General features: G+C 67.0%; 18 protein-coding genes. 2 read left to right on the plus strand and 16 right to left on the minus strand.

Features of this window, described 5'->3' with window-relative positions; translation table 11 throughout:
* Positions 1 to 3: 3 nt before the first annotated feature.
* A complete protein-coding gene (locus WAF18_RS07865; protein ID WP_337244609.1) occupies positions 4 to 387 on the plus strand; it encodes a GtrA family protein in 384 nt (127 codons plus the stop codon).
* Positions 388 to 472: 85 nt separating this feature from the next.
* Here the strand turns inward: WAF18_RS07865 and WAF18_RS07870 are convergent, their stop codons facing one another.
* The 9 genes from WAF18_RS07870 to WAF18_RS07910 form a co-directional block, all read right to left on the minus strand.
* A complete protein-coding gene (locus WAF18_RS07870; RefSeq protein ID WP_047137719.1) occupies positions 473 to 895 on the minus strand; it encodes a F0F1 ATP synthase subunit epsilon in 423 nt (140 codons plus the stop codon).
* 104 nt (positions 896 to 999) lie between these two features.
* Entirely contained in the window at positions 1,000 to 2,400 is a 1,401-nt protein-coding gene (gene atpD / locus WAF18_RS07875; RefSeq protein WP_183427989.1) for a F0F1 ATP synthase subunit beta, read from the minus strand.
* Positions 2,401 to 2,499: 99 nt separating this feature from the next.
* Positions 2,500 to 3,360 (minus strand): F0F1 ATP synthase subunit gamma, encoded by an 861-nt coding sequence (gene atpG, locus WAF18_RS07880; RefSeq protein ID WP_183427990.1) that lies wholly within the window; start codon positions 3,358 to 3,360, stop codon positions 2,500 to 2,502.
* A 123-nt stretch (positions 3,361 to 3,483) separates the two neighbouring features.
* Positions 3,484 to 5,034 carry a F0F1 ATP synthase subunit alpha gene (atpA, locus tag WAF18_RS07885; protein WP_183427991.1) on the minus strand — a complete coding sequence of 517 codons (1,551 nt, stop codon included), beginning with the start codon at positions 5,032 to 5,034 and terminating at the stop codon, positions 3,484 to 3,486.
* Positions 5,035 to 5,086: 52 nt separating this feature from the next.
* On the minus strand, positions 5,087 to 5,608 hold the full coding sequence (locus tag WAF18_RS07890; RefSeq protein WP_183427992.1) for a F0F1 ATP synthase subunit delta: 522 nt from the start codon (positions 5,606 to 5,608) through the stop codon (positions 5,087 to 5,089).
* A 10-nt stretch (positions 5,609 to 5,618) separates the two neighbouring features.
* On the minus strand, positions 5,619 to 6,089 hold the full coding sequence (locus WAF18_RS07895) for a F0F1 ATP synthase subunit B (protein ID WP_183427993.1): 471 nt from the start codon (positions 6,087 to 6,089) through the stop codon (positions 5,619 to 5,621).
* Positions 6,090 to 6,197: 108 nt separating this feature from the next.
* Positions 6,198 to 6,488: a F0F1 ATP synthase subunit C gene (atpE, locus tag WAF18_RS07900; RefSeq protein WP_183427994.1), complete on the minus strand. Its 291-nt coding sequence runs from the start codon at positions 6,486 to 6,488 to the stop codon at positions 6,198 to 6,200.
* An 84-nt stretch (positions 6,489 to 6,572) separates the two neighbouring features.
* Complete coding sequence (gene atpB, locus WAF18_RS07905; RefSeq protein WP_337244610.1) at positions 6,573 to 7,370, minus strand: F0F1 ATP synthase subunit A; 798 nt, start codon at positions 7,368 to 7,370, stop codon at positions 6,573 to 6,575.
* A 43-nt stretch (positions 7,371 to 7,413) separates the two neighbouring features.
* Positions 7,414 to 7,791 (minus strand): hypothetical protein, encoded by a 378-nt coding sequence (locus tag WAF18_RS07910; RefSeq protein WP_183427996.1) that lies wholly within the window; start codon positions 7,789 to 7,791, stop codon positions 7,414 to 7,416.
* A 1,039-nt stretch (positions 7,792 to 8,830) separates the two neighbouring features.
* On the opposite strand from WAF18_RS07910, the gene WAF18_RS07915 reads away from it, so the two are divergent.
* Positions 8,831 to 9,751 (plus strand): hypothetical protein, encoded by a 921-nt coding sequence (locus WAF18_RS07915; protein ID WP_337244611.1) that lies wholly within the window; start codon positions 8,831 to 8,833, stop codon positions 9,749 to 9,751.
* A gap of 80 nt (positions 9,752 to 9,831) precedes the next feature.
* Here the strand turns inward: WAF18_RS07915 and WAF18_RS07920 are convergent, their stop codons facing one another.
* The 7 genes from WAF18_RS07920 to aceF form a co-directional block, all read right to left on the minus strand.
* Positions 9,832 to 11,361, minus strand: a complete 1,530-nt coding sequence (locus tag WAF18_RS07920; RefSeq protein ID WP_337244612.1) for a tryptophan halogenase family protein — start codon at positions 11,359 to 11,361, stop codon at positions 9,832 to 9,834.
* A 20-nt stretch (positions 11,362 to 11,381) separates the two neighbouring features.
* A complete protein-coding gene (locus WAF18_RS07925; RefSeq protein ID WP_337244613.1) occupies positions 11,382 to 12,395 on the minus strand; it encodes a cupin-like domain-containing protein in 1,014 nt (337 codons plus the stop codon).
* Between the two features lie 4 nt (positions 12,396 to 12,399).
* Positions 12,400 to 13,155 carry a SapC family protein gene (locus tag WAF18_RS07930; protein WP_337244614.1) on the minus strand — a complete coding sequence of 252 codons (756 nt, stop codon included), beginning with the start codon at positions 13,153 to 13,155 and terminating at the stop codon, positions 12,400 to 12,402.
* 48 nt (positions 13,156 to 13,203) lie between these two features.
* Positions 13,204 to 16,344 (minus strand): TonB-dependent receptor, encoded by a 3,141-nt coding sequence (locus WAF18_RS07935; RefSeq protein WP_337244615.1) that lies wholly within the window; start codon positions 16,342 to 16,344, stop codon positions 13,204 to 13,206.
* A gap of 740 nt (positions 16,345 to 17,084) precedes the next feature.
* Positions 17,085 to 18,929 (minus strand): dihydrolipoyl dehydrogenase, encoded by a 1,845-nt coding sequence (gene lpdA, locus WAF18_RS07940; protein ID WP_337244616.1) that lies wholly within the window; start codon positions 18,927 to 18,929, stop codon positions 17,085 to 17,087.
* Complete coding sequence (locus tag WAF18_RS07945) at positions 18,929 to 20,545, minus strand: bifunctional GNAT family N-acetyltransferase/carbon-nitrogen hydrolase family protein (RefSeq protein WP_183427124.1); 1,617 nt, start codon at positions 20,543 to 20,545, stop codon at positions 18,929 to 18,931. The genes lpdA and WAF18_RS07945 overlap by 1 nt, the downstream gene beginning before the upstream one ends.
* Before the next feature lie 16 nt (positions 20,546 to 20,561).
* Positions 20,562 to 22,367, minus strand: a complete 1,806-nt coding sequence (aceF, locus tag WAF18_RS07950) for a dihydrolipoyllysine-residue acetyltransferase (RefSeq protein WP_337244617.1) — start codon at positions 22,365 to 22,367, stop codon at positions 20,562 to 20,564.
* Between the last annotated feature and the right edge of the window lie 169 nt (positions 22,368 to 22,536).

The raw sequence follows: 22,536 nt of genomic DNA on the forward strand, positions 1-22,536 counted from the left end.
GCGATGAGCTTGAAGCGACAGGGCGGCAGCTACCTGCTGATCGGCGGCTTGCAATGGCTGCTCGACTGGGCGGTGATGGTCGCGCTCAGCCAGGCCGGACTGCCGGTCCGCCAGGCCAACGTGATCGGCCGAATCTGCGGCGCCTTGATGGGGTTCTGGTTGAACGGGCGCTTCACTTTCGGCGCCGATGGCCGTGGCCCCAATCGGGCGCAGTTGCTGCGCTTCGTGGTGATGTGGGGGGTGATGACGGTGCTCAGCACCTGGGCGATCGGCCACATCGACGACTATCTCGGTCGGCACTGGGCGTGGCTTGCCAAGCCGCTGGTCGAGGCCGCACTGGGCGCACTCGGCTTCGTGGTCTCGCGGCAGTGGGTGTACAAGCGCTAGCTGCGCGTCGGATCCCAAGCACGCCCGCAAAGAAAAACGCCGGCACGAGGGCCGGCGTCTTCGAACGAATGACCCGCGAAGCGGCTCAGTGCTTGAGCGTCTTGCGCAGGCGCTCGAGTGCCTGCAGCTGGACGACCGCTTCGGCGAGCTTCTGCTGCGCCTCGGCCACGTCCATCGCCTCGCCACGGCCGGCAAGCACACGCTCGGCTTCGTCCTTGGCCGCCTTGACCGCCGCCTCGTCGATGTCATCGGCGCGGATCGCGGTATCGGCCAGGATCGTCACGACCTGGGGCTGCACCTCGAGGATGCCGCCGCCGATCGCGAAATCGAGCACTTCGCCATTGGGCTGGGTGACCACGACCTTGCCGGGCTTGAGGCGGGTGATCAGCGGCGCGTGGCGCGGCGCGATGCCGAGCTCGCCCAGCTCCCCGGTGGCGACGACCAGGGTCGCCTCGCCGTGGAAGATCTCGGCCTCTGCACTGACGATGTCGCAACGGATGGTGCTCATGGGCTTGGCTCGCTTTGCTCGCTCAACTTACGTTCGTGATGCGGGATCGGTGAAGGCGAACAATGCTCGCCGCGCACCCACCCCGATTCACCGAAGATCGCCGCTTAGGCGGCGATCTTCTTCGCCTTCTCGACCGCCTCGTCGATGCTGCCGACCATGTAGAACGCCTGCTCGGGCAGGTGGTCGTATTCGCCGTCGACGATGCCCTTGAAGCCGCGGATCGTCTCCTTGAGCGGAACGTACTTGCCCGGCGAGCCGGTGAACACTTCGGCGACGTGGAACGGCTGCGAGAAGAAGCGCTCGATCTTGCGCGCGCGCGACACGGCCTGCTTGTCTTCTTCCGACAGCTCGTCCATGCCCAGGATCGCGATGATGTCCTTGAGCTCCTTGTACTTCTGCAGTGTGGACTGCACGCGCTGCGCGGTCTCGTAGTGCTCGTTGCCGATGACGTTGGGGTCCATCTGGCGGCTGGTCGAGTCCAGCGGATCGACCGCCGGGTAGATGCCCAGCGAGGCGATGTTGCGGCTCAGCGTCACCGTCGAGTCGAGGTGGGCGAACGTCGTCGCCGGCGACGGGTCGGTCAGGTCGTCCGCGGGCACGTAGACGGCCTGGATCGAAGTGATCGAACCGGACTTGGTCGAGGTGATGCGCTCCTGCAGCACGCCCATTTCCTCGGCGAGCGTCGGCTGGTAGCCCACGGCCGACGGCATGCGGCCCAGCAGCGCCGACACTTCGGTACCGGCCAGCGTGTAGCGGTAGATGTTGTCGACGAACAGCAGCACGTCCTTGCCCTTGCCGCTCTCGTCCTTCTCGTCACGGAAGTACTCGGCCATCGTCAGGCCGGTCAGCGCGACGCGCAGACGGTTGCCCGGCGGCTCGTTCATCTGGCCGTAGACCATCGCCACCTTGTCGAGGACGTTGGAGTCCTTCATCTCGTGGTAGAAGTCGTTGCCCTCGCGGGTCCGCTCGCCCACGCCGGCGAACACCGACAGGCCTTCGTGCGCCTTGGCGATGTTGTTGATCAGTTCCATCATGTTGACGGTCTTGCCCACGCCGGCGCCGCCAAACAGGCCGACCTTGCCGCCCTTGGCAAACGGGCACATCAGGTCGATGACCTTGATGCCGGTCTCGAGCAGCTCGGTGGTCGAAGCCTGGTCCTCGTACGACGGCGCCGCACGGTGGATTTCCCAGTGATCGGAGGCCTGCACATCGCCGGCTTCGTCGATCGGGCGACCCAGCACGTCCATGATCCGGCCTAGCGTGCCGGTGCCGACCGGCACCGCGATGCCGCGACCGGTGTTGACGGCGACCAGGTTGCGCTTCAGACCGTCGGTGGAACCGAGCGCGATCGCGCGCACGATGCCGTCGCCGAGCTGCTGCTGCACTTCCAGCGTGATCTGGGTCCCGTCGACCTTCAGTGCGTCGTAGACCTTCGGTACCTCGTTGCGCGCGAACTCGACGTCGACGACGGCGCCGATGATCTGAACGATCTTGCCCTGACTCATGGTGAGAACCTCTAGCTCTGAAATTTTCTGAGCGAACGCGTCGCTGCTTGTTTGGAAAGTCCGCACATCGATGTGCGGGCTGTTGCGAAGGGACTCGCGTTACACCGCTGCCGCACCGCCGACGATCTCGGAGATTTCCTGCGTGATCGCCGCCTGGCGGGCCTTGTTGTAGACCAGGTTCAGGGTGTCGATCAGCTTGGTCGCGTTGTCGCTGGCGGCCTTCATCGCCACCATGCGCGCCGCGTGCTCGGAGGCCACGTTCTCCATCACTGCCTGATAGACCAGCGATTCGATGTAGCGGGTAAGGACGTGGCCGAGCACCGATTCGGCGTCCGGCTCGTAGATGTAATCCCAGTCGTGCTTGACGACCTTCGTTTCCGAGGCCGGCAGCGGCAGCAGCTGATCGAAGCTGGCCTTCTGGGTCATCGTGTTGACGAAGTGGTTGTAGGCCAGGAACACCCGATCCAGGCGGCCGTCGGTGTAGCCATCGAGCATCACCTTGATGATGCCGACCAGCTGTTCGACTTCCGGAGTGTCACCGATGTGAGTCACGCTGGCGAGCATGTCGACCTTCAGACGGCGGAAGAACACCGTCGCCTTCTGGCCGATCGTCACCACATCGACCTGCACCCCCTTGTCCTGCCACTGACGGATCTCGCCGAGCAGCTTGCGGAACAGGTTGTTGTTCAGGCCGCCGGCCAGGCCGCGGTCCGAAGAGACGACGATGTAGCCGACCCGCTTGATCTCGCGCTCGACCAGGTAGGGATGCTGGAACTCGGAGCTGGCCTGTGCCAGATGCCCGATCAGCTGCCGCATGGCATTGGCGTACGGGCGCGAAGACCGCATGCGGTCCTGCGCCTTGCGGATCTTCGATGCGGAGACCATCTCCAGCGCGCGCGTCACCTTGCGGGTGTTCTGCACGCTCTTGATCTTGGTCTTGATTTCCCGTCCACCAGCCATTTAGCTCGCTCCGCTTGCGGCAACTCGTGATCGGGACATCGCGATTCGAAGAAGCGAATCGCGCGCCGTCACGCACCTGTTGTTGCTGTTACGCATCACCCATCACGCATCACCACCGCCGGCTCAGAAGGAGCCGGTGGCCTTGAACTCGCTGATGCCCTTCTTGAACGCCGCCTCGATCTCGTCGTTCCAGCCGCCCGAGGCGTTGATCTTCTCGATCAGCGCGCCGTCGGTGTTGTCGAAGTGGGCATGCAGGCCTTCTTCGAACGCGAGGATCTTGGAGACCGGCACGTCGTCGAGGTAGCCCTCGTTGACCGCATAGATCGACAGCGCCTGATGGGCGATCGACATCGGCCGGTACTGCTTCTGCTTCATCAGCTCGGTGACGCGCTGGCCGCGCTCGAGCTGCTTGCGGGTCGCTTCGTCGAGATCGGAGGCGAACTGTGCGAATGCCGCCAGCTCGCGGTACTGCGCCAGCGAGATACGGATGCCGCCCGAAAGCTTCTTGATGATCTTGGTCTGCGCCGAGCCACCGACGCGCGAGACCGAGATACCGGCGTTCACGGCCGGGCGGATGCCGGCGTTGAACAGGTCGGTTTCCAGGAAGATCTGGCCGTCGGTGATCGAGATCACGTTGGTCGGCACGAATGCGGACACGTCGCCGGCCTGGGTCTCGATGATCGGCAGCGCGGTCAGCGAGCCGGTCTGGCCCTTGACCTCGCCATTGGTGAACTTCTCGACGTACTCCTCGGACACGCGCGCGGCGCGCTCGAGCAGACGCGAGTGCAGGTAGAACACGTCGCCCGGATACGCTTCGCGGCCCGGCGGACGCTTGAGCAGCAGCGAAATCTGGCGGTAGGCCACCGCCTGCTTGGACAGGTCGTCATAGACGATCAGCGCGTCCTGGCCGCGGTCCATGAAGTACTCGCCCATCGTGCAGCCCGAGTAGGCGCTGATGTACTGCATCGCGGCCGACTCGGACGCGGTCGCAGCGACGACGATCGTGTGCGCCAGCGCGCCGTTCTCTTCGAGGCGACGCACGATGTTGGCGACGGTCGAGGCCTTCTGGCCGATCGCCACGTACACGCACTTGATGCCGGTGTTCTTCTGGTTGATCACCGCGTCGATCGCCATCGCGGTCTTGCCGGTCTGGCGGTCGCCGATGACCAGCTCGCGCTGGCCACGGCCGATCGGAATCATCGCGTCGACCGACTTGTAGCCGGTCTGCACCGGCTGGTCGACCGACTTGCGCCAGATCACGCCCGGCGCCACGCGCTCGACCGGCGCGCTGAGCTTGGCGTCGATCGGGCCCTTGCCGTCGATCGGCTCGCCGAGCGCGTTGACCACGCGGCCCAGCAGCTCCGGACCGACCGGCACTTCGAGGATGCGACCGGTGGTCTTGGCCACGTCGCCTTCGCGCAGGTGCTCGTAGTCGCCCAGCACCACCGCACCGACCGAATCGCGCTCGAGGTTGAGCGCCAGCGCGAAGGTGTCGTTGGGCAGTTCGATCATCTCGCCCTGCATCACGTCGGCCAGGCCGTGCAGACGCACGATGCCGTCGGACACGCTGGTGACCGTGCCTTCGTTGCGCGACTCGGCGGACAGCTTGACCTTCTCGATGCGGGACTTGATCAGCTCGCTGATCTCGGAGGGATTGAGGTGCGTGGTAGCCATCGGGGATTCCCTTGTGTCGGCGTCGCCGCCGGCGTTGCAATTGAAATTCGTGTCAGTGCGCCAGCGCGGACTGCAGGCGCGCCAGCTTGCCCTTCAGCGAGCCGTCGATCACCACATCGCCCGCCGCGATCACCGCGCCGCCGATCAGCGAGTCGTCGACCGCGGTCTCGACCTGGACCTCGCGACCGAAGCGGCGCTTGAGCGCGCTGCGGATCTGCTCGACCTCGGTGTCGGGCAGCGCGGTGGCCGAGGTGATCTTGGCCAGCACCACGTGTTCGGCCTCGGCGCGCAGTTGCTCGTAGAGTCCGGCGATCTCGGGCAGCTGCGGCAGCCGGCCGTTCTCGGCCAGCAGCGCCAGGAACGAGGCGAACGCCTCGTCCGCCCCCTCGGGGGCGAGCAGCGCGACGGCATCGGCATGCGCCAGCGCCGGGTGACCCAGCACCGTGGCGGCCTGCGGATCGGCGGCGATGCGCGCCGAGAACGCCAGCGCGTCCGACCACGGTGCAAACCGGCCGGCGTCGCGCGCGATCGCGAACGCGGCGCGGGCATAGGGACGGGCGATCGTCAGCGTCATCGTGTCGGCCTCAGATCTCGGCAGCGAGTTCGTCGAGCAGCGCCTTGTGGGCGTCGGCATCGATCTCGCGCTTGAGCAGGCGCTCGGCGCCGGTCACCGCCAGCAGCGATACCTGGCGACGCAGATCCTCACGGGCCCGGGTGGCCGATGCCTGGAGCTCGGCGTCGAACAGTGCCTTCTGACGCAGACCCTCGGTCACGGCTTCGGCCTTGGCGGCATCGACGATCTGGTTGGCGCGCTGGTGCGCCTGTTCGATGATCTCATTGGCCTTCGCACGCGCGGCCTTGAGTTCCTCGTTGGCGGTTTCCTGCGCCTGCGCGAGCGCGCGCTGGCTGTTGTCGGCGGCGGCCAGGCCTTCGGCGATCTTCTTCTGGCGCTCTTCGATGGCATTGAGCAACGGCGGCCAGATCTTGGTCGCGATCAGCCAGATCAGGGCGGCGAACGCAATCGCCTGTGCAATTAGGGTCAGACCGATATTCATGGGCTTGTGGCTGCCTGTCGTGAAGGGTCGGGCATGCATGCATGCCCGCTGTCATCGCCGATGCGGCCGTAGGCCGGCCGCATCGGAAAGCGCCTGCGCTCGTCCGGATCAGCCGGCGATCTGGGCGGCGATCGGGCCGACGAACGGCGAGGCGAACGCGAACAGCAGGCCGACGGCGACCGAGATGATGAACGCGGCGTCGATCAGGCCGGCGGTGATGAACATGCGGACCTGCAGCACCGGGATCAGCTCGGGCTGACGCGCGGCCGACTCGAGGAACTTGCCGGCCATGATGGCCAGGCCCAGACCTGCGCCCAGCGCGGCCAGGCCGATCATGATGCCGACGGCCAGAACGGTCGAAGCCTGGATCTGGGCAAACGAGGTCAGTGCGATTTCCATTGTTTTCTCCGGAACGGATTGCTTGTTAAGGGTGGAACTGGGATTGAGACAAATGGTGGAACGAAACCGGGTGTCGCCCGCCGATCAGTGGCTGTCCTCGGCAAGGCTGAGGTAGACGATCGACAGCATCATGAAGATGAAGGCCTGCAGCGGGATGACCAGCAGATGGAACAGCATCCAGCCCAGGCCCAGCACGCCGCTGCCGAGCATGCCCAGCAGGCCGGCGCCGCCCAGCACCCAGATCAGCAGGAACACGATCTCGCCGCCGAACATGTTGCCGAACAGTCGCATCGCCAGCGAAATCGGCTTGCTCAGCCACTCGACGATGTTGAGGATCAGGTTGAACGGCACCATCCACTTGCCGAACGGCGCGGTCAGGAACTCCTTGGTCAACCCGCCCAGGCCCTTGGACCGCAGCGCGAAGAAGACCGTCAGGAAGAACACGCTGATCGACAGGCCCAGCGTCGCATTGACGTCGGCGGTCGGCACCGGCTTCCAGTAATGCACGCCGGCCAGTTCGAGCGGCTTGGCGATAAAGTCTGCCGGGATCATCTTCAGCAGGTTCATCAGCAGGATCCAGAAGAACAGCGTGATCGCGATCGGCGTCACCAGCTTGCTGGTGCCGTGATACGTGTCGCGCGCCTGCTTGTCGACGAACTCCAGGCAGATCTCGACGAACGCCTGCCACTTGCCCGGCACGCCGGACGTGGCCTTGCGCGTCGCCATCCAGAACATCAGCACCATCAGGCCGCCCATCAGCAGCGCGGTGATCAGGGTGTCCAGGTGCAACGTCCAGAAGCCGCCCTCGCCGGTCGAGACCGTGAGGTTCTGCAGGTGATGCTGGATGTAGCTGGTTGGGGTCAGTTCCGAATCAGCCGCCATAAGATCGAAGACCTGCCTGTGTTTGAAATTCAGTGCCCAAGTGTCAGGAACCGGCCGGAGGCCGGGCCATCGCCAGCAATTGCGCGAAGAGCGCGACGATGACCCCGGCGAGCATCGGAACCGGCGGCAAGCCCACCATCCCTGTGCCCAGCAGCAACACGGCCACCACCACGACCCACTTCAGCGCCATTCCCGCCAGCAGCCGCGCAAGCGCGCCTGCCGAAGGATTGACCCCGCCCCCCAGCGCAATCACGCTCGACAGCCAGCCGCCGATCGCGATCGCCGCGCCGCCCAGTACAGCCGCCAGCGCCCAGGCGCCACCCTTTGCAAGGAAGGCCAGGGCCGTCACCGCGACCGCCACCGCCTGCCAGACGAGTGCGCGCTGTGCCAGCCGCCGACCGACAGCGACGGATGTCAACACATCAGGATCCTGGGCATCTGAGGGACACGGAACGCGTCGAAACGGCCCCGTCGAGCCGCAAAAGTATAGCAGCGGAGCCATTTGACCCACAACCGGCGAAGGTCCCGCTCCCGGCTGGGGACCGACGCCGGCAAATGCCCGGCCCCATTCATAATTTTCTTGGCAACCGGGCGGAACTTGTGCCCGTCAGCAGGGTCCGACTTATCGTGCCCGATCTGCCGTACTTTCCTCGTCGGTCGTGTCCGCAGATCGCCACCCGAGCCCTGGCCCGCCGCCGGGGCTCTTTTTTGGTTCTTCTCAAGGGCTGAACGGGAGTTCCACTTCGGATAGGCAGCAGCCTGTCAGCCGAAAGCCGCTCTCCCCTTGGTCAGGCCCGCTTCGCGGTCCGGCCACGCGAAGCACGCGTGGCGTTCGCATGGATGCGCGGCATGCCGAGCGCGCCATCCATGCTCACCCTGTCCTGACTCGGGCGCACGCCATCCGTGGCGCGCTCGACGCGGCCACCGGCCGCCAGTCGGCTGCCGTGGACGTTTGCATCCTGTCTTCGAGTAGACCAAGAGTCGCACGTTGAAGAAGTCGCGCACCTTCGGCCCCAGTGCGTCGTGCTGGTTGGGGATTGCGATAGCGGGCCACGGATGGCCCGCGACGGCGAGTCAGCCATGGGTGAGAGTGGGCTGCTTGCGCGGCATGCCGCGCAGCCCGCACGAACGACCGGCGTGCTTCGCCGGGCCGGACCGCGGAGCGGGCTGACCGAGCCGGGAGCAATACCCTGCCAGCGCGACGCGCGATCCGAAGGCAGGGGCCATGATCGCCTGCAGAAGCAAGATTTCCCTGCTTTCGTGAATCAGGGCGCGCCTGCTTCGATTTACGAATCGGTCCGGCCGGCACAACGCGCCGGTCGCCAGTCCAGCTCAATCTCCAGAAGCTGGCCGACCGGGACATCAATGAACGGACCATTCGTTATTCGCGTCATCACTTCACGCCGGCAAGACCTTCACTTACCGACCATCGTCTCCTCTCCCACGACCTTGGCATGCCGATGTCCCCCAAGCCCTTCCGCACCCTCGCTCTGGCCGCCCTGCCTGCCGCCGTGGTTCTGGCCACGCTTGCGATGCCCGCACAGGCCCAGAGCCGCGATGATCGCTTTGTCCTGCGCGTGAGCGCATTCAACCCTGAGGCCAAGCTGGGGTTCTCGGGCAACGGCACCGTCACCGACGGCACCGACGAGGCGACCTTCGGCTTCAACGAGACCTTCGGCACCGGCCGCGAATGGCGCCCGCGCGGCGCGTTCGGTTTCCGCATCAGCGACCGCCAGGCGCTGGTCGGCAACTATTACGACTATCGCCGCGACGAGACCTGGAACTACGGCGGCACCGTACTCGACACCGGCACGATCGGCGGCAGCGGCGAACAGATCGACATCCCCGCCGCCCGCATCGACGGCCGCCTGTCGTTCAGCCTCGCCAGCCTCAATTACGAGTACAGCGTGGTCAAGAACGACAGCTTCCAGTGGGGCCTGGGTCTGGGCGTCACCTACGCCGAGCTCGAGGCATTCGCCAACGGCGCGTCCGAAGGCACCGACCTTGTGGACCCGCAGTTCGAGACCGTCCGCTGGAAGCGTGACGGCTTTTCGCCGGGCCTGCACACCCGTCTGACCTGGATCCCAGCCGAGCGCTGGACCGTCGGCCTGGAAGCCCAGTACCTCGATACCCGCTGGGGTGATTTCCTGGATGAGCGCGGCCACTTCGAGCGCGGCGGCCTGATCGTCGAGTACATGGTCACCGAGCGCTTCGGTATCCATGCCGGTTACGACTGGTTCCGCCTGAAGCTTTCCGATGAGTACAAGGGGACGGCGCGCGCCCCCGACGGCGTCGCCGCCGGCCCCTACCCGTACGAAGGCAAGCTGACCGGCGACCTGAAGGTCCACGGCCCGATGGCGGGTGTGACCTTCCGCTTCTGAGCCGACACGCCGGCAATGGATGAACGACGAAGCCGCGGCTCAGCCGCGGCTTCGTTCTTTCTGTTCTTCTGCCGATCCGCCTACCGCACCACGGATCGCGTGCCCCACACCGCCGCATCTGCCTTGCAGTAGCGATCGATGTAGGCCTGCTGGGAAGGCATCTGCTCGACCGCACGCTCGACCGGCTCGCGGATCGCGCGCAGCAAATGACGCAGGTCCTCGTCGCGCAGCGCACGCGCCAGAGGATGATGCTGCCGGGGCACGATGCCCTGCCCCAGCAGCACATGCGTCCACGAATCGACCCGGAAGAGCTCATCGGCGCCCTGCCAGGCATGCGCGCGCTCGCGCCAGGCCTGCAGCCGGGCCTCCAGCGATGGCGGCAGCGCCATGTCCCGGCACGCCGCCCACAGGGGCTCGTCGCGCTGGGTGGCGTGGTAATGCAGGATGATGAAATCCCGCACGTGTTCCATCTCCGCGCGACTGACCGCGTTGAACAGCTCGACCAGCGTCGGTGAGATGCCCTCGAACGGGAACAGCTGGATCAGCCGCACGACCGCACTGATGGTCAAGTGCAGGCTGGTCGATTCCAGAGGTTCGATGAAACCGCTGGCCAGGCCCAGCGAGACCACGTTGCCGTTCCAGGCCCGGCGCCGACGTCCGGTCCGAAACGGCACCACCCAGGGATCGCGCAACGGCCGCGCGCCGACGTCGCGCAAAAGCTTGGCCTGCGCCTGATCGTCGGACATGTACCGACTGGAAAACACCAGACCGCAGCCGACCCGATGCTGCAACGGGATATGCCATCGCCAGCCCGCCTCATGCGCGATCGCGCGTGTGTACGGCACGGGCGGACCTACCGGCTCGGTCTGGACCGCGACCGCCCGGTCGCAGAGCAGCCACTGACTCCAGTCCTCGTACCCGGTCTGCAGGGTCTGCTCGATCAGCAGACCGCGAAAGCCGGTGCAATCGATGAACAGGTCGCCATCGACCCGCCGGTCCCCATCCAGCACCAGGGCCTCGACATGGCCGCTGATCGCATGGCGCACGACCGTTTCGATCCGGCCCTCGATGCGCACCAGGCCATGGCGCTCGGCCTGCGCGCGCAGGAACTTCGCATAGAGACCGGCGTCGAGATGGTAGGCGTAGTTGACCTGCGGATCGGTGTCGAGCGAGAACCGGTCGGCGCGCGAAGCGAGCGTCTCCAGGCAGAAGTCGCCCAGTTCCGACGGCATGCCGCGGCGCAGGCTGTCGAGCCAGAAATGATGGAAGGCCGCGGCCCACGTCCCCTGTCCTGTGGCACCGAAGGGGTGGATGTAGCGATCGCCGGGCCGCCGCCAGTGCTCGAACGAAATCGAGAGCTTGAACGTGCCCGACACTGCGCGCAGGAACGCCTGCTCATCGATCTGCAGGAAGCGGTGGAAGGTGCGGATCGGCGGCACAGTGGATTCCCCCACGCCCACCGTGCCGATCTGCTCGGATTCCACCAGCGTGATGTCCAACCGGTCCCGGAACTGGTGGGCGAGCGCACACGCGGCCAGCCAACCCGCGGTACCGCCTCCGGCGATCACCACCTTGCGTATCCGGCCAGGCGGCCCCTGGTGCTCGTCCATTGCCTCGCCTCTCTATCCGCTCACCGGTTCAACTGGCCGAGCAACAAGGCACGGATGCGTCGCGCCCGCGTTTCGTCGATCGGCCCCAGCACATCGCGCGCCTGTTCGGGGATGTGCCCGCCCGCGTGCGCGCTCGGCCCGAACACGTAGTAATCGAAAACATGGCGCCAGGCCGCCTTGTCCCGCTCGGGCAGGTCGCGGATCGCCCACAGCGCGTGGTAGAGCGAAGACACCGGCGATGGCAGGAACGCCGGCGCGTTGCGCCACCAGTAATTGACCAGCACGTTGAACGGCGCGAGGCTGCGCACGTGGTGCCACCACATGCCGGGAATGAAGATCGCATCGCCCGGCGACAGCAGCGCGGTCTGCGCATGGGCCAATGCCTGACGAAAGCGCGGATGGCGCGCAGGGTCGGGCCGGTCGAAGTCGACCAGACTCACGACCTGCCCGCCAGGCGTGGGATCGAGCGGTCCCGGGTAGAGGTTGTCGATCTGCTCGGGCGGGAACACGGTGAATGCACGTTGGCCCACGGCACAGACCGCCAGGTTGTCCGGCACGTCGTAATGACAGGAGGCCACGACCCGGTTGCCGATCCAGATGCCCGGCGTCGCAGGGACACCGCGGTCGGCCAGACGCAGATCGTTCTCCTGGCTGAAGCCCGGCAAGGCGCCCGCCACCGACAACGAGGCGACGTAGTAGGTCGGCGGCTGCGGATCGTCGAGATGGGCCGCAATCGCATCCAGGACCTCGCCGAGTCCACCGCGACGGACCTCGACATTCAGAGCAGTGAAGTCCTCGGTATAGAACGGGCGCCCCTGGATCGCGGGAGCGCCGAACGAATAGGGCACCGGCCGGCCGGTGTCGAAGCCGCGCAGATACGCCATGGCCGAGGCGGTGGACGCCTCGCCCGCACGCACCAGCCCCCAGTCGCGCGCCACCCCCTTGAGCAGCACCGGCTGCCCCTCGGACACCAGCGTATCGAGCGGCAGCGCGGCCGCGTCGCGAACCTCGATTGCGCGCATGGCCGACGGCATGCGCTCAGGCGTCCGCGCGTGGCATCGCGGCATCCTGCTCGCGCAGGCGGCGCTGCTTCTCGGCCATCAGCCGGCGCACGTTATGCAGCGAGGCCAGGACCAGATACGCCCCTTCCAGATAGCCCGCCTGGTTCAATCGCGCCAGCGCCGGTCCGTCCAGCGACGCCAGGGCCTCGCGGTCGATGCTGTACAGACCCGCGACATCCACCCGATGGCGCTCGTCCAGGTCCACCGCCAGCGTCACCGGCTGGATCAGCCCTAGCGCATCGAAGGCCGCGAGCATGGCCGCGCCGAACGCGACCCCGTCGCGGATGCCGCGCAGCACGCCGGCGACATGATCGAGGTACGGGCTGTTGCCGCCCTGCGGCAGAAACACCGGCTCGCCCTCGTCCGTGCTCACACGCGGGTGATCGAGGTCGACATGGATCACCGGCTCGCGGCGCAGCTCGCCATCGATGCGCTGCTCCTGGAAACCGATGAGGAACGGCCCCTTCGCCGCGGCGCCGGGCAGGTAGGCGGCGTTCCATCGGCCGTCACGCAGGTACAGGTTCTCCCGCTGTTCGAATCCCAGCAACGCCACCGAGCCCCACTGCCCGTCCGCATCCTTGCGGAAGAAAATCGGGTACTCGCGTTGCAGTTCGGCGTACTCGCTGGGGAACGCCGGCACCATGCCCACGTCGTCGCCGAACTGCGCGCCGAAGCCGGTCGCGACACGCAGATCCTTGTGCGCCACGTTGTTGAGCAGTTCGTAACGCGCCATCACCTCTCCATCGTGCGGTATCGAAACCTGCGACGCCACGCCGCGCCTCTAGAACTTGTAGCGCACCCCCAGCATGTAGCGCGGACGCTGGTCGGCCAGCTTCATGATCTGCTGATCGGTACGCGCGTGCCAACGCACCTCCTCGCTGGTCAGATTGATCGCTTCCAGCCCGAACGACCAGTGCGCGTCGAGCGCGTAGTTCACGCTCAGATCCCACTGCTGGTAGGCCTCCACGTAGTAGGGGTTCCGGCTGGCGCCCTGGTTGGCGAGGATCAGATACTCGTCGCGCCAGTTCCAGGCCAAGCGGACCGACCAGCCGAACTTCTCGTACATGAACATGACGTTGGCGGTATCGCTCAGCCCGGTCAGCGAGAACTGGTCGATGCCCGGGTCGCCGCCATCGTCGTAGCCGACATCGCCCTGCACGACGGTGTAGTTGGCCAGGATCCCGAACCCGCTGTCGCCGAAGAAGTACTGGCCGCCGAGCTCCCAGCCGTGCAGCTTGGACTGGTTCTGGTTGATCGGGCGGTTGACGTTGAACAGGTACAGCGGATCGTCCGGCGTGCCGTACAGATCGTAGGCGGCCTCGGTCGCCAGCGCCTGGGCGCCGGTGCCGTTGAACGCCCCCAGCCCCGCCGGATCGTTGCGCAGCAGCGCCAGCGCGGTGAACAGCGAAGTGTCGTTGCCCGAGCACGCGGCCGCGTTGGCCGGCCCCACCTGCTCGCGGCATTGCGCACTCTGCAGGAACGCCAGCGCGGCCTGGGCGTCGGGGCCGGAGGTCGGGTCGGTCAGGCCGTAGAGCGATTCCTGGCTCACCGTGTTGCCGACGAAATTGCTGACCGACTTGTGCCAGTAGGTCAGCGAGACGTAGCTCGATTCGGCGAAGTACCACTCCAGCGCGAAGTCGAGATTGTCCGACTCCAGCGGCTTGAGCGAAGGATTCTGCGCGTTGCCGCTCGCCCGGCTGGACGGGTCCAGCAAGACCGAACCGAAGGGCTGCTGCGCGCCGGGGCCTGCGTAGAGATTGCCGTAGGGTGCGCGCGCAATGCTCTTTCCGAACGAGGCCCGGCCCTTGAGCTGGTCGGTGAAGTCGATACTGAAATCCAGGTTCGGCAGGATGTAGCTGTAACTGCTCGACTCGCTGAAGGGTTCGAGCTCGTCGGACAACACGATGCGGAAATCGTTGTTGGATTGCCACTCGATCGCCTCGGGAGTGGCGATGACCGAGGTGGAGACGACATCGGTGGTCTCGTAGCGCACACCGATGCGGGTATTGGTCGTGAAGCCGCCCAGTTCGCCGTCCAGCGAGACCTGCATGTAGGCCGAGCGGGTCTTCTCCTCCACCCGGTTGTCCGCCGCGTTCTGGGGGCTCACGCCCAGGCCGACGCCGTACTGCCCCCGCGCCCATTGCGCGAGCGCGCCGGCATCGCCGCGCCAGGCCGGCCAGCTGCTGATGCTGCGCCCGTGGAACAGCCCCACCAGGTCCAGCGGCTGCAACAGATCCATCAGGCCGCCCGCCACATCCGCATCGACATTGGCCACGCCCCAGTCGCCCAGTGTCGAATACGCCTCGGCGGCCTGCAGACGGTGGGTCTTCGCGGTGCTGGAATCCACGCCGAACTGGAAGCGGCCCTGATCGAACATCCATTCGCCGTCGAGTCGGGCTTGCTCGATCTCGCTGACCTGGGTCTGCGCATTGACCCGCAGCACCTGGGAGCCGATCTCGCCGGCGACGAAGCCGGGATTGACCACCCCGTTGGTGCCGGCGATCGCGTCGGCGGTCGTCGGATACCAGGTCTGGGTGCCAATCGGCAGGCCGTTGTTGAAGACCAGCTCCTGCACCCACGAGCCGCCGCAATGTGGCCCGGTCGTGCAGTTGTTGGTGCCCGCCACGCTCATGAAGATCGAGCCGCCGCCGGTCAGCGGATCATTGGGCAGGCTCTCGGTCTTGGAGTTGTGCGCGTCGAAACTCAGCCGGAAATCGCTGTTGACGTCCCAGACCGCATTGAAGCCCAGCGAGCCCAGCCGATACTTCTGCATGCTGCGCTGCTGCTCGAGGCCGAAGTCCTTGGTACCGGCGATTTCGCGCAGGTAGATCGGCGTGGCCACCGCGCCGGAGGTGTCGAACTCGACGTGGGTGTAGTCGCTGTTCTGCAACCACATGCCCTGCTCGCCGCGATTTTCGGTGATCTCGTTGGTGGAGTAGGTGTAATCCAGCGTCAGGGTCAGACTGTCGGTGGGCGCGAACTGCAGCACCGCCTGGCCGTTGATGCGCTCGCGATCGAACTCGGAGAACGCGTAGCGCAGGTCGTTGGGGCGTGCGTAGAGGTCGCCGACGCCCGGCGCATTGGTCACCTGCGGATTGCCCGGCATCGTGCCCGTCCACGGCTGGACGTTCCAGTAGTTCTCCGTGGCCTGCACCGAGCCGCCCTTGCGCTTCTGGTAGCTGCCGCTCAAGCCCACACCGAAGGTCCGGTCGGCGTTGGTGTAACTGAAGATGCCCGACAGTTCGGGCGTCAGATCGTCGTCGAACAGCTGGCTGCGATCGGAGACCGCCTTGGCGCCGGCACTGGCGACGATGCCGGTGTGGTTGAAGGGCCGGTCGGTGAGGATGTTGATGGTGGCGCCCATGCCGCCACTCGGCACATGCACCTGGCTGGTCTTGTACACCTCGATGCCGCTGATCGATTCGGCCGCCAACTGCGCGAAGTTGAACGCGCGCGTCCCACCGTCCACGCCGCCGATGGCGACCTGGCCGGCCGCGCCGAAGGCGTCGGCGCCGGGCACCTGGCGACCATTGAGGGTGACCATGTTGAATTGTGGCCCGAAGCCGCGGGCCGTGACCTGCGCGCCTTCGCCATCGCGGCGTTCGATCGAGATGCCGGTGATGCGCTGCAGCGACTCGGCGAGATTGGTATCGGGGAACTTGCCGATGTCCTCGGCGCTGATCGCATCGACCACGCCCGCCGCCTCGCGCTTGGTGTCCATCGCCTGGCTGAGGCTGTTGCGGATGCCGCTGACGACGACCGCATCGAGCGTCGTGGCGTCCTGCGGCGCGGACGCGGCTCGCGTGTCCGCACTCAAGGGCGGCGTTGACGGTTGCTGTGCGAACGCGGGATTGATGATCAGCACACCTCCCACGAAGGTGAACATTGCCGTCGACTTCAAACGCCTGAACTTCATGCTCATTGACGGGTCCTCAGCATCGGAATGGGAACAACCGCGAGCTGGCCGCTCCCGGCGTACGTCACGATCCGTCTCCGCAGGTGGCGGATGCGGCACTACCGACTTCTGCAGCTTGCATGCGCGCTCGAACTCGACGAAGCGCCCGCCTCCCAGCCAAACGGGCGCCCACAAACGGCAGCGTCCGTTTGCCCTGTTCTGCAAACGATCCTGGTGAAACGGTCTTCGTCACCCCGCACCGCGCCCGGCCCCCTGCCCGGCGCACTGCCTCCAGCTCACCCGCATGTCGCGAAAGGCAGCCGACTGATAGCGCTACCATTTCGGCGCCAGGTGTATAGCGACCGGCAGGCTTTGTCACCATGCACTGCAACAAAGCGGTGTGCTGCCTGTCGCCCCGCCCTGGGCATGTCGGAACGGGATCGGCATAGGCGCCCGTTGCGCGCTCCGCATTCCAGGCGGACGGGCTTGCCGACGCGGATCAAAGGTCTGCTCGGGCGGCCTGGAGAATGCTGATGGCCTGCAGCAGCTTGTGGGCGCCGCGCCCCTGCAGCCTGTCGCGTGCTCGCCGGCAAGTCGGGGCTGCGCGCGACTGTTTGCGCGCGCATCGAGTGACGGCCGGCACGGACCTCGCGCAGACCGCGCAGGACACTGCACGCCGACGATGCATGGCACCGTCTTTCGACGGCACCGGCGGCTTGCCGGCCCAGCAATGGACCGGCATGCGCGGCATCGGCCGCGGTGGGCGACTACTTGCGCTTGGGCAGGTAGAGATCGGTGATCGTGCCGTCGTAGACCTCGGCGGCCATCGCCACCGATTCGCTGAGCGTGGGATGGGGATGGATCGTGTGGCCGATATCGGCGACCTCGGCCCCCATCTCGATCGCCAACGCAGCTTCGGCGATCAGATCGCCGGCATGCACGCCGACGATGCCGGCACCGACGATCCGGTGGGTGGCCTCGTCGAACACCAGCTTGGTGAAGCCCTCGGTCCGGCCCAGGCCGATCGCGCGGCCGCTGGCCGCCCACGGGAACTTGCCCACGCCCACCTTCAGGCCCTTGGCCTTGGCTTCGGTCTCGGTGATGCCGACCCAGGCGATCTCCGGATCGGTGTAGGCCACCGACGGGATCACCCGCGCGACCCATTCCTTCTTCTCGCCCGCAGCGACCTCGGCCGCGAGCTTGCCTTCGTGCGTGGCCTTGTGGGCCAGCATCGGCTGGCCGACCAGATCGCCGATCGCGAAGATATGCGGCACGTTGGTGCGCATCTGCGCATCGACCTGGATGAAACCGCGCTCACCCACGCGCACGCCTGCTTTGTCGGCACCGATCTTGGCGCCGTTGGGCGAGCGGCCGACGGCGACCAGCACGCGGTCGTACAGCGTCGTGTCGGGAATGCTCTCGCCGTCGAACGCAACGACGATGCCGGCTTTCTCCGGCTTGGCCTCGACGACCTTGGTCTTCAGATGCACCGACACGCCCTGCTTCTTGAGCCGGTCGGCCAGCGGCTTGACCAGATCCTTGTCGGCACCGGGCATCAACTGGTCGGCGAGCTCGACCACGGTGACCTGCGCGCCCAGTGCGCGGTACACCGTGGCCATCTCCAGGCCGATGATGCCGCCGCCCACGACCAGCAACTGCTTGGGCACCTCGGCCAGTTCCAGCGCGTCGGTCGAATCCATCACGCGCGGGTCGTCCCAGGGGAAGCCCGGGAGCTTGAGCGCCTGCGAGCCGGCGGCGATGATGCACTGCTCGAACCGCACCAGCGTGGTCTTGCCGTCCTGGGCGACCACTTCGATCTCGTTCGGCGACACGAAGGTGCCGGTGCCGGCGACCACGCGTACCTTGCGCTGCTTGGCCATCCCGGCCAGGCCCTTGGTCAGCTGGCCGACCACCTTCTCCTTGTAGCTGCGCAGCTTGTCGAGCGAGATCGTTGGCGCACCGAACTCCACGCCGTAATCGCTGGCGTGCTGCGCCTGGTCGATGACGTCGGCCGCGTGCAGCAGGGCCTTCGACGGGATGCAGCCGACGTTGAGGCAGACGCCGCCGAGCGTGTCGTACCGCTCGATCAACACGGTGTCGAGCTCGAGATCGGCAGCCCGGAACGCGGCGGTGTAGCCGCCGGGGCCGGAGCCGAGCACGACGATGCGACATTCCACGTCGGCCTTGCGGCCCGACGACGGCGCCGCCTTCACCGCTTCGGGCTCGGCCGGGGCGCGATGCGAGCGCGCGACCGGCGGTTGGCTGCCCGGCGCCTCGCGCTTGCTCCCTCCCGCGTTCGCAGGGGCGGGCTGGGGTGCGGGCGCCTTGTCGGCAGATCCCGCGGCCGACTTGGCATCGCCTTCGGCCTCGCCCTCGGCTTCGATCACCGCGACCACGCTGCCTTCCGACAGGGTGTCGCCGACCTTGACCTTCAGCGCCTTGATCACGCCCGCGTGCGAGGACGGCACTTCCATCGTCGCCTTGTCCGACTCCAGCGTGACCAGGCCCTGGTCCTTGGCGACCGTATCGCCGACGGCGACCAGCACCTCGATCACCGGCACGTCGTCGTAGCCGCCGATGTCGGGGACTGTCACTTCCAGGGTCTTGGCCATCACGCGTTCTCCGGGGGTTGCGTCTGTTCTGGCACCGCCACGCGCGATGCCGGGCGCCGGGCCCAGCTCAGCGTATACAGGTCATGGCGGCGGTCGTTGAGGTTCTGCACGGTGCCGTCGTTGCGCGCGACCGTCAGATCGTTGAGGCGCAGGTCGGCGAAGGCCACCTGCTCGACATTGGGCGTGGTGTCGGCGGCGACGCCATCACGCGCGAACGGGAAATCGCAGGGCGTGAGGATGCAGCTCTGCGCATACTGGATGTCGAAGTTGTTCACGCCCGGCAGATTGCCGACGTTGCCCGACAGCACCACGTAGCACTGGTTCTCCACCGCGCGCGCCTGCGAGCAGTAACGCACCCGCAGGTAACCCTCGCGGGTGTCGGTGCAGAACGGCACGAACAGGATCATCGCGCCCTGGTCGACCAGGTGCCGGCCGAGTTCGGGGAACTCGCTGTCGTAGCAGATCATCACCCCGATCGGCCCGCAGTCGGTCATGATCGCCTGGGCGCTGTCGCCGCCGCCGATGCCCCACCATGTGCGCTCGTTGGGCGTGGGATGCAGCTTGTCGCGGGTATGCAGCGAGCCGTCGCGCAGCGCGACGTAGCAGATGTTGCGCACCTTGCCATCGTCGTCGTCGCTGGTCCGGGTCGGATGCGAGCCGCCGATGATGTTGATGTTGTGACGCACCGCCAGTTCACACAGCAACTGCGCGAAACGCTCGGTGTAGCCGGTGAGCGCCAGCAGCGAGTCGACCGGCGACAGCGGCTTGTTCTCCACTGACAGCAGTTGCAGCGTGAAAAGCTCGGGGAAGACCACGAAGTCGGCGCGGTAATCAGCGGCGATGTCGACGAAGTACTCGACCTGGGTGGCGAACTCTTCGAACGAGGCCACGCGGCGTTGCTGATATTGCACCGTCGCCACGCGGACCGAATCGGGCAGCGGGCGCGCGGTGCCGCGCGGGTCGGCATCCGGGTCGATCTTGGGGTTGCGCCAGACCAGGTGCGCGGCGTAGCCGGCCGACTCGGTGTCCTGCGGCAGATAGCCGGGCAGCACGCCGATCAGCTCGAAGCCGTTACGCAGCTGGAAACTCAGCGCCCGGTCGCGGATGCGCCCGGCGCACACGTCGGCCACATACGCGCGCACGTCGCCGCGATAGGCGCGGGCGCGGCGCGAGAAGCCCGGCAGGCGCCCGCCGAACACGATGCCCTTGAGCCGCAGCTCCTGGCACAACCGCTTGCGCAGCTCATAGAGCCGGCGGCCGATGCGCAGCCCGCGGTGGTCGGGATCGACGCAGACCTCCATGCCGTAGAGCCAGTCGCCGGTCGACAGGTGCCGCGAGGCGTAGCCGCCGCCGGAGATCTCCAGCCAGCGGTGTGGGGCCATCGCGGTGCGCTCGTCGATGCGGAACGTGCCGCAGTAGCCGACCGCGACCCCGTCGTAGAACGCCACGAACACGCCTTGCGGAAACTGCGCGATCTGACCGTTGAGCATCTCGGCCGTGTAGCCGTTGTCGCGTCCGTAGACGCGCTCGCTCAGCGCAACGATCGCCGGGATATCGGCGATGCCGGCATGGCGCAACGTCAACCGCGCCCGCTCGCGCGTGGACGGATCGCTCATGCCGGCAACCAGGCGGTTACAGCAGCACCCGGCGCATATCGCCGAGCAACTGCGCCAGCGTCGCGGTGAAGCGCGCGGCCGCAGCGCCGTCGATGACCCGGTGATCGTAGGACAGGGACAGCGGCAGGATCAGGCGCGGCTGGAACTGCTTGCCGTCCCAGACCGGCTTGATCGCCGACTTGGACACGCCCAGGATCGCCACTTCCGGCGCATTGACGATCGGCGTGAAGCTGGTGCCGCCGATCCCGCCCAGCGAACTGATCGAGAAACACCCGCCCTGCATGTCCGCCGGGCCGAGCTTGCCGTCGCGCGCCTTCTTGGCCAGCGCCGACATCTCCTGGGAGATCTCCAGCACGCCCTTCTTGTCGGCGTCGCGGATCACCGGCACGACCAGGCCGTTGGGCGTGTCGGCAGCGAAGCCGATGTGGAAGTACTTCTTGAGCGTCAGCGTCTCGCCGGCCGCATCGAGCGAACTGTTGAAGCGCGGGTACTGCTTGAGCACCGCGACCGAGGCCTTGATCAGGAACGCGAGCATGGTCAGCTTGATGCCGGCCTTCTCGTTCTCCTTGTTGAGCTGCACGCGCAACGCCTCGAGATCGGTGATGTCGGCATCATCGTGCTGCGTGACGTGCGGGATCATCGCCCAGTTGCGCGCGAGGTTGGCGGCCGAGATCTTCTGGATGCGGCCCAGTTCCTGCACCTCGATCTCGCCGAACTTGGCGAAGTCGACCTTCGGCCACGGCAGCAGGTTCAGGCCGCCGCCGGCCGCGGCCGGTGCACCGGCCTTCGTGGCGCCACCGCCCGCCAGCACGCTCTTGACGAACTGCTGCACGTCCTCGCGCGTGATGCGCCCGGCGCGCGCGGTTCCGCGCACCTGGGCCAGATCGACGCCGAGCTCGCGTGCGAACAGGCGCACCGCGGGGCTGGCGTAGGGCACGTTGTCCGGCAGGATCGCCTCGGCATCGAAACGCACCGGCGGCTGGCCGCTGCCGGCCGGCCGATGGTCCATCGAGGCCTGCGCGATCGGGTCGGGCTTGGTCTGCGGCGCGACCGGCTCGGCGGCCGGGTCGTCCTTGGACTTGGCAGGTGCGGCGCCCCCGCCCCCAGCCGACGCGCTGCGCGCGTCGACCTCCCCCGCTTGCGGGGGAGGTGCATCGGCCGAGGCGCCTTCGGCCTCGATGACCGCGACCACGCTGCCTTCCGACAGGGTGTCGCCGACCTTGACCTTCAGTTCCTTGATCACGCCGGCGACGGCCGCCGGCACTTCCATCGTCGCCTTGTCCGATTCCAGCGTGACCAGGCCCTGGTCCTTGGCCACGGTGTCGCCGACCGCCACCAGCACCTCGATCACCGGCACGTCGTCGTAGCCGCCGATGTCGGGCACCTTCGATTCCTGCGCGCCACCGCCGCCGGCCTGCGCCTTGGGCGCCTCGGTCTTCGCAGCGGGCGCGGCCTTCTCGGCCGCCGGCTTGTCGGCGGCCTTGGCCGGCGCCTCCTGCGGCGCGGGCGCTTCACCCCCACCCGACGCGCGGCGCGCGTCGACCTCCCCCGCTTGCGGGGGAGGGGCATCGGCCGCGGCATCCTGGGCCTCGATGAGCGCGACCACGCTGCCTTCCGACAGGCTGTCGCCGACCTTGACCTTCAGTTCCCGGACCACACCGGCCACGGTCGAGGGCACTTCCATCGTGGCCTTGTCCGATTCCAGCGTGACCAGGCCCTGGTCGACCGACACCGTATCGCCGACGGCGACCAGCACCTCGATCACCGGGACATCGTCATACCCGCCAATGTCGGGAACGCGCGCTTCTTTCAGGTCGGCCATGCGGCCCTCCGGGCATCTCGTGACCCACTATTGTGGCGCCCCGCAGGTCCGGCGCCAACTGCTGTGATGTCGCATCGCGTGCCGGCATCGGTCGCGGAACGTTGCGTCGCATCCACGACGTTCGTCTACCGTACAGGCGCGATGTTGCCCGGCACTGCCATACCAACCC

The organism is Luteimonas sp. gir, from assembly GCF_037198055.1.
Taxonomy (GTDB): Bacteria; Pseudomonadota; Gammaproteobacteria; order Xanthomonadales; family Xanthomonadaceae; genus Luteimonas; species Luteimonas citri_A.

Coding starts and splice junctions, on each gene's coding strand:
- lpdA (WP_337244616.1), bottom strand. CDS start 18,929: ATGGCCAAGACCCTGGAAGTGACAGTCCCCGACATCGGCGGCTACGAC.
- WAF18_RS07890 (WP_183427992.1), bottom strand. CDS start 5,608: ATGACGCTGACGATCGCCCGTCCCTATGCCCGCGCCGCGTTCGCGATC.
- WAF18_RS07935 (WP_337244615.1), bottom strand. CDS start 16,344: ATGAGCATGAAGTTCAGGCGTTTGAAGTCGACGGCAATGTTCACCTTC.
- WAF18_RS07925 (WP_337244613.1), bottom strand. CDS start 12,395: ATGCCGTCGGCCATGCGCGCAATCGAGGTTCGCGACGCGGCCGCGCTG.
- WAF18_RS07920 (WP_337244612.1), bottom strand. CDS start 11,361: ATGGACGAGCACCAGGGGCCGCCTGGCCGGATACGCAAGGTGGTGATC.
- WAF18_RS07945 (WP_183427124.1), bottom strand. CDS start 20,545: ATGAGCGATCCGTCCACGCGCGAGCGGGCGCGGTTGACGTTGCGCCAT.
- WAF18_RS07895 (WP_183427993.1), bottom strand. CDS start 6,089: ATGAATATCGGTCTGACCCTAATTGCACAGGCGATTGCGTTCGCCGCC.
- WAF18_RS07870 (WP_047137719.1), bottom strand. CDS start 895: ATGAGCACCATCCGTTGCGACATCGTCAGTGCAGAGGCCGAGATCTTC.
- WAF18_RS07930 (WP_337244614.1), bottom strand. CDS start 13,155: ATGGCGCGTTACGAACTGCTCAACAACGTGGCGCACAAGGATCTGCGT.
- atpG (WP_183427990.1), bottom strand. CDS start 3,360: ATGGCTGGTGGACGGGAAATCAAGACCAAGATCAAGAGCGTGCAGAAC.
- atpD (WP_183427989.1), bottom strand. CDS start 2,400: ATGAGTCAGGGCAAGATCGTTCAGATCATCGGCGCCGTCGTCGACGTC.
- WAF18_RS07915 (WP_337244611.1), top strand. CDS start 8,831: ATGTCCCCCAAGCCCTTCCGCACCCTCGCTCTGGCCGCCCTGCCTGCC.
- WAF18_RS07865 (WP_337244609.1), top strand. CDS start 4: ATGAGCTTGAAGCGACAGGGCGGCAGCTACCTGCTGATCGGCGGCTTG.
- atpA (WP_183427991.1), bottom strand. CDS start 5,034: ATGGCTACCACGCACCTCAATCCCTCCGAGATCAGCGAGCTGATCAAG.
- atpE (WP_183427994.1), bottom strand. CDS start 6,488: ATGGAAATCGCACTGACCTCGTTTGCCCAGATCCAGGCTTCGACCGTT.
- atpB (WP_337244610.1), bottom strand. CDS start 7,370: ATGGCGGCTGATTCGGAACTGACCCCAACCAGCTACATCCAGCATCAC.
- aceF (WP_337244617.1), bottom strand. CDS start 22,367: ATGGCCGACCTGAAAGAAGCGCGCGTTCCCGACATTGGCGGGTATGAC.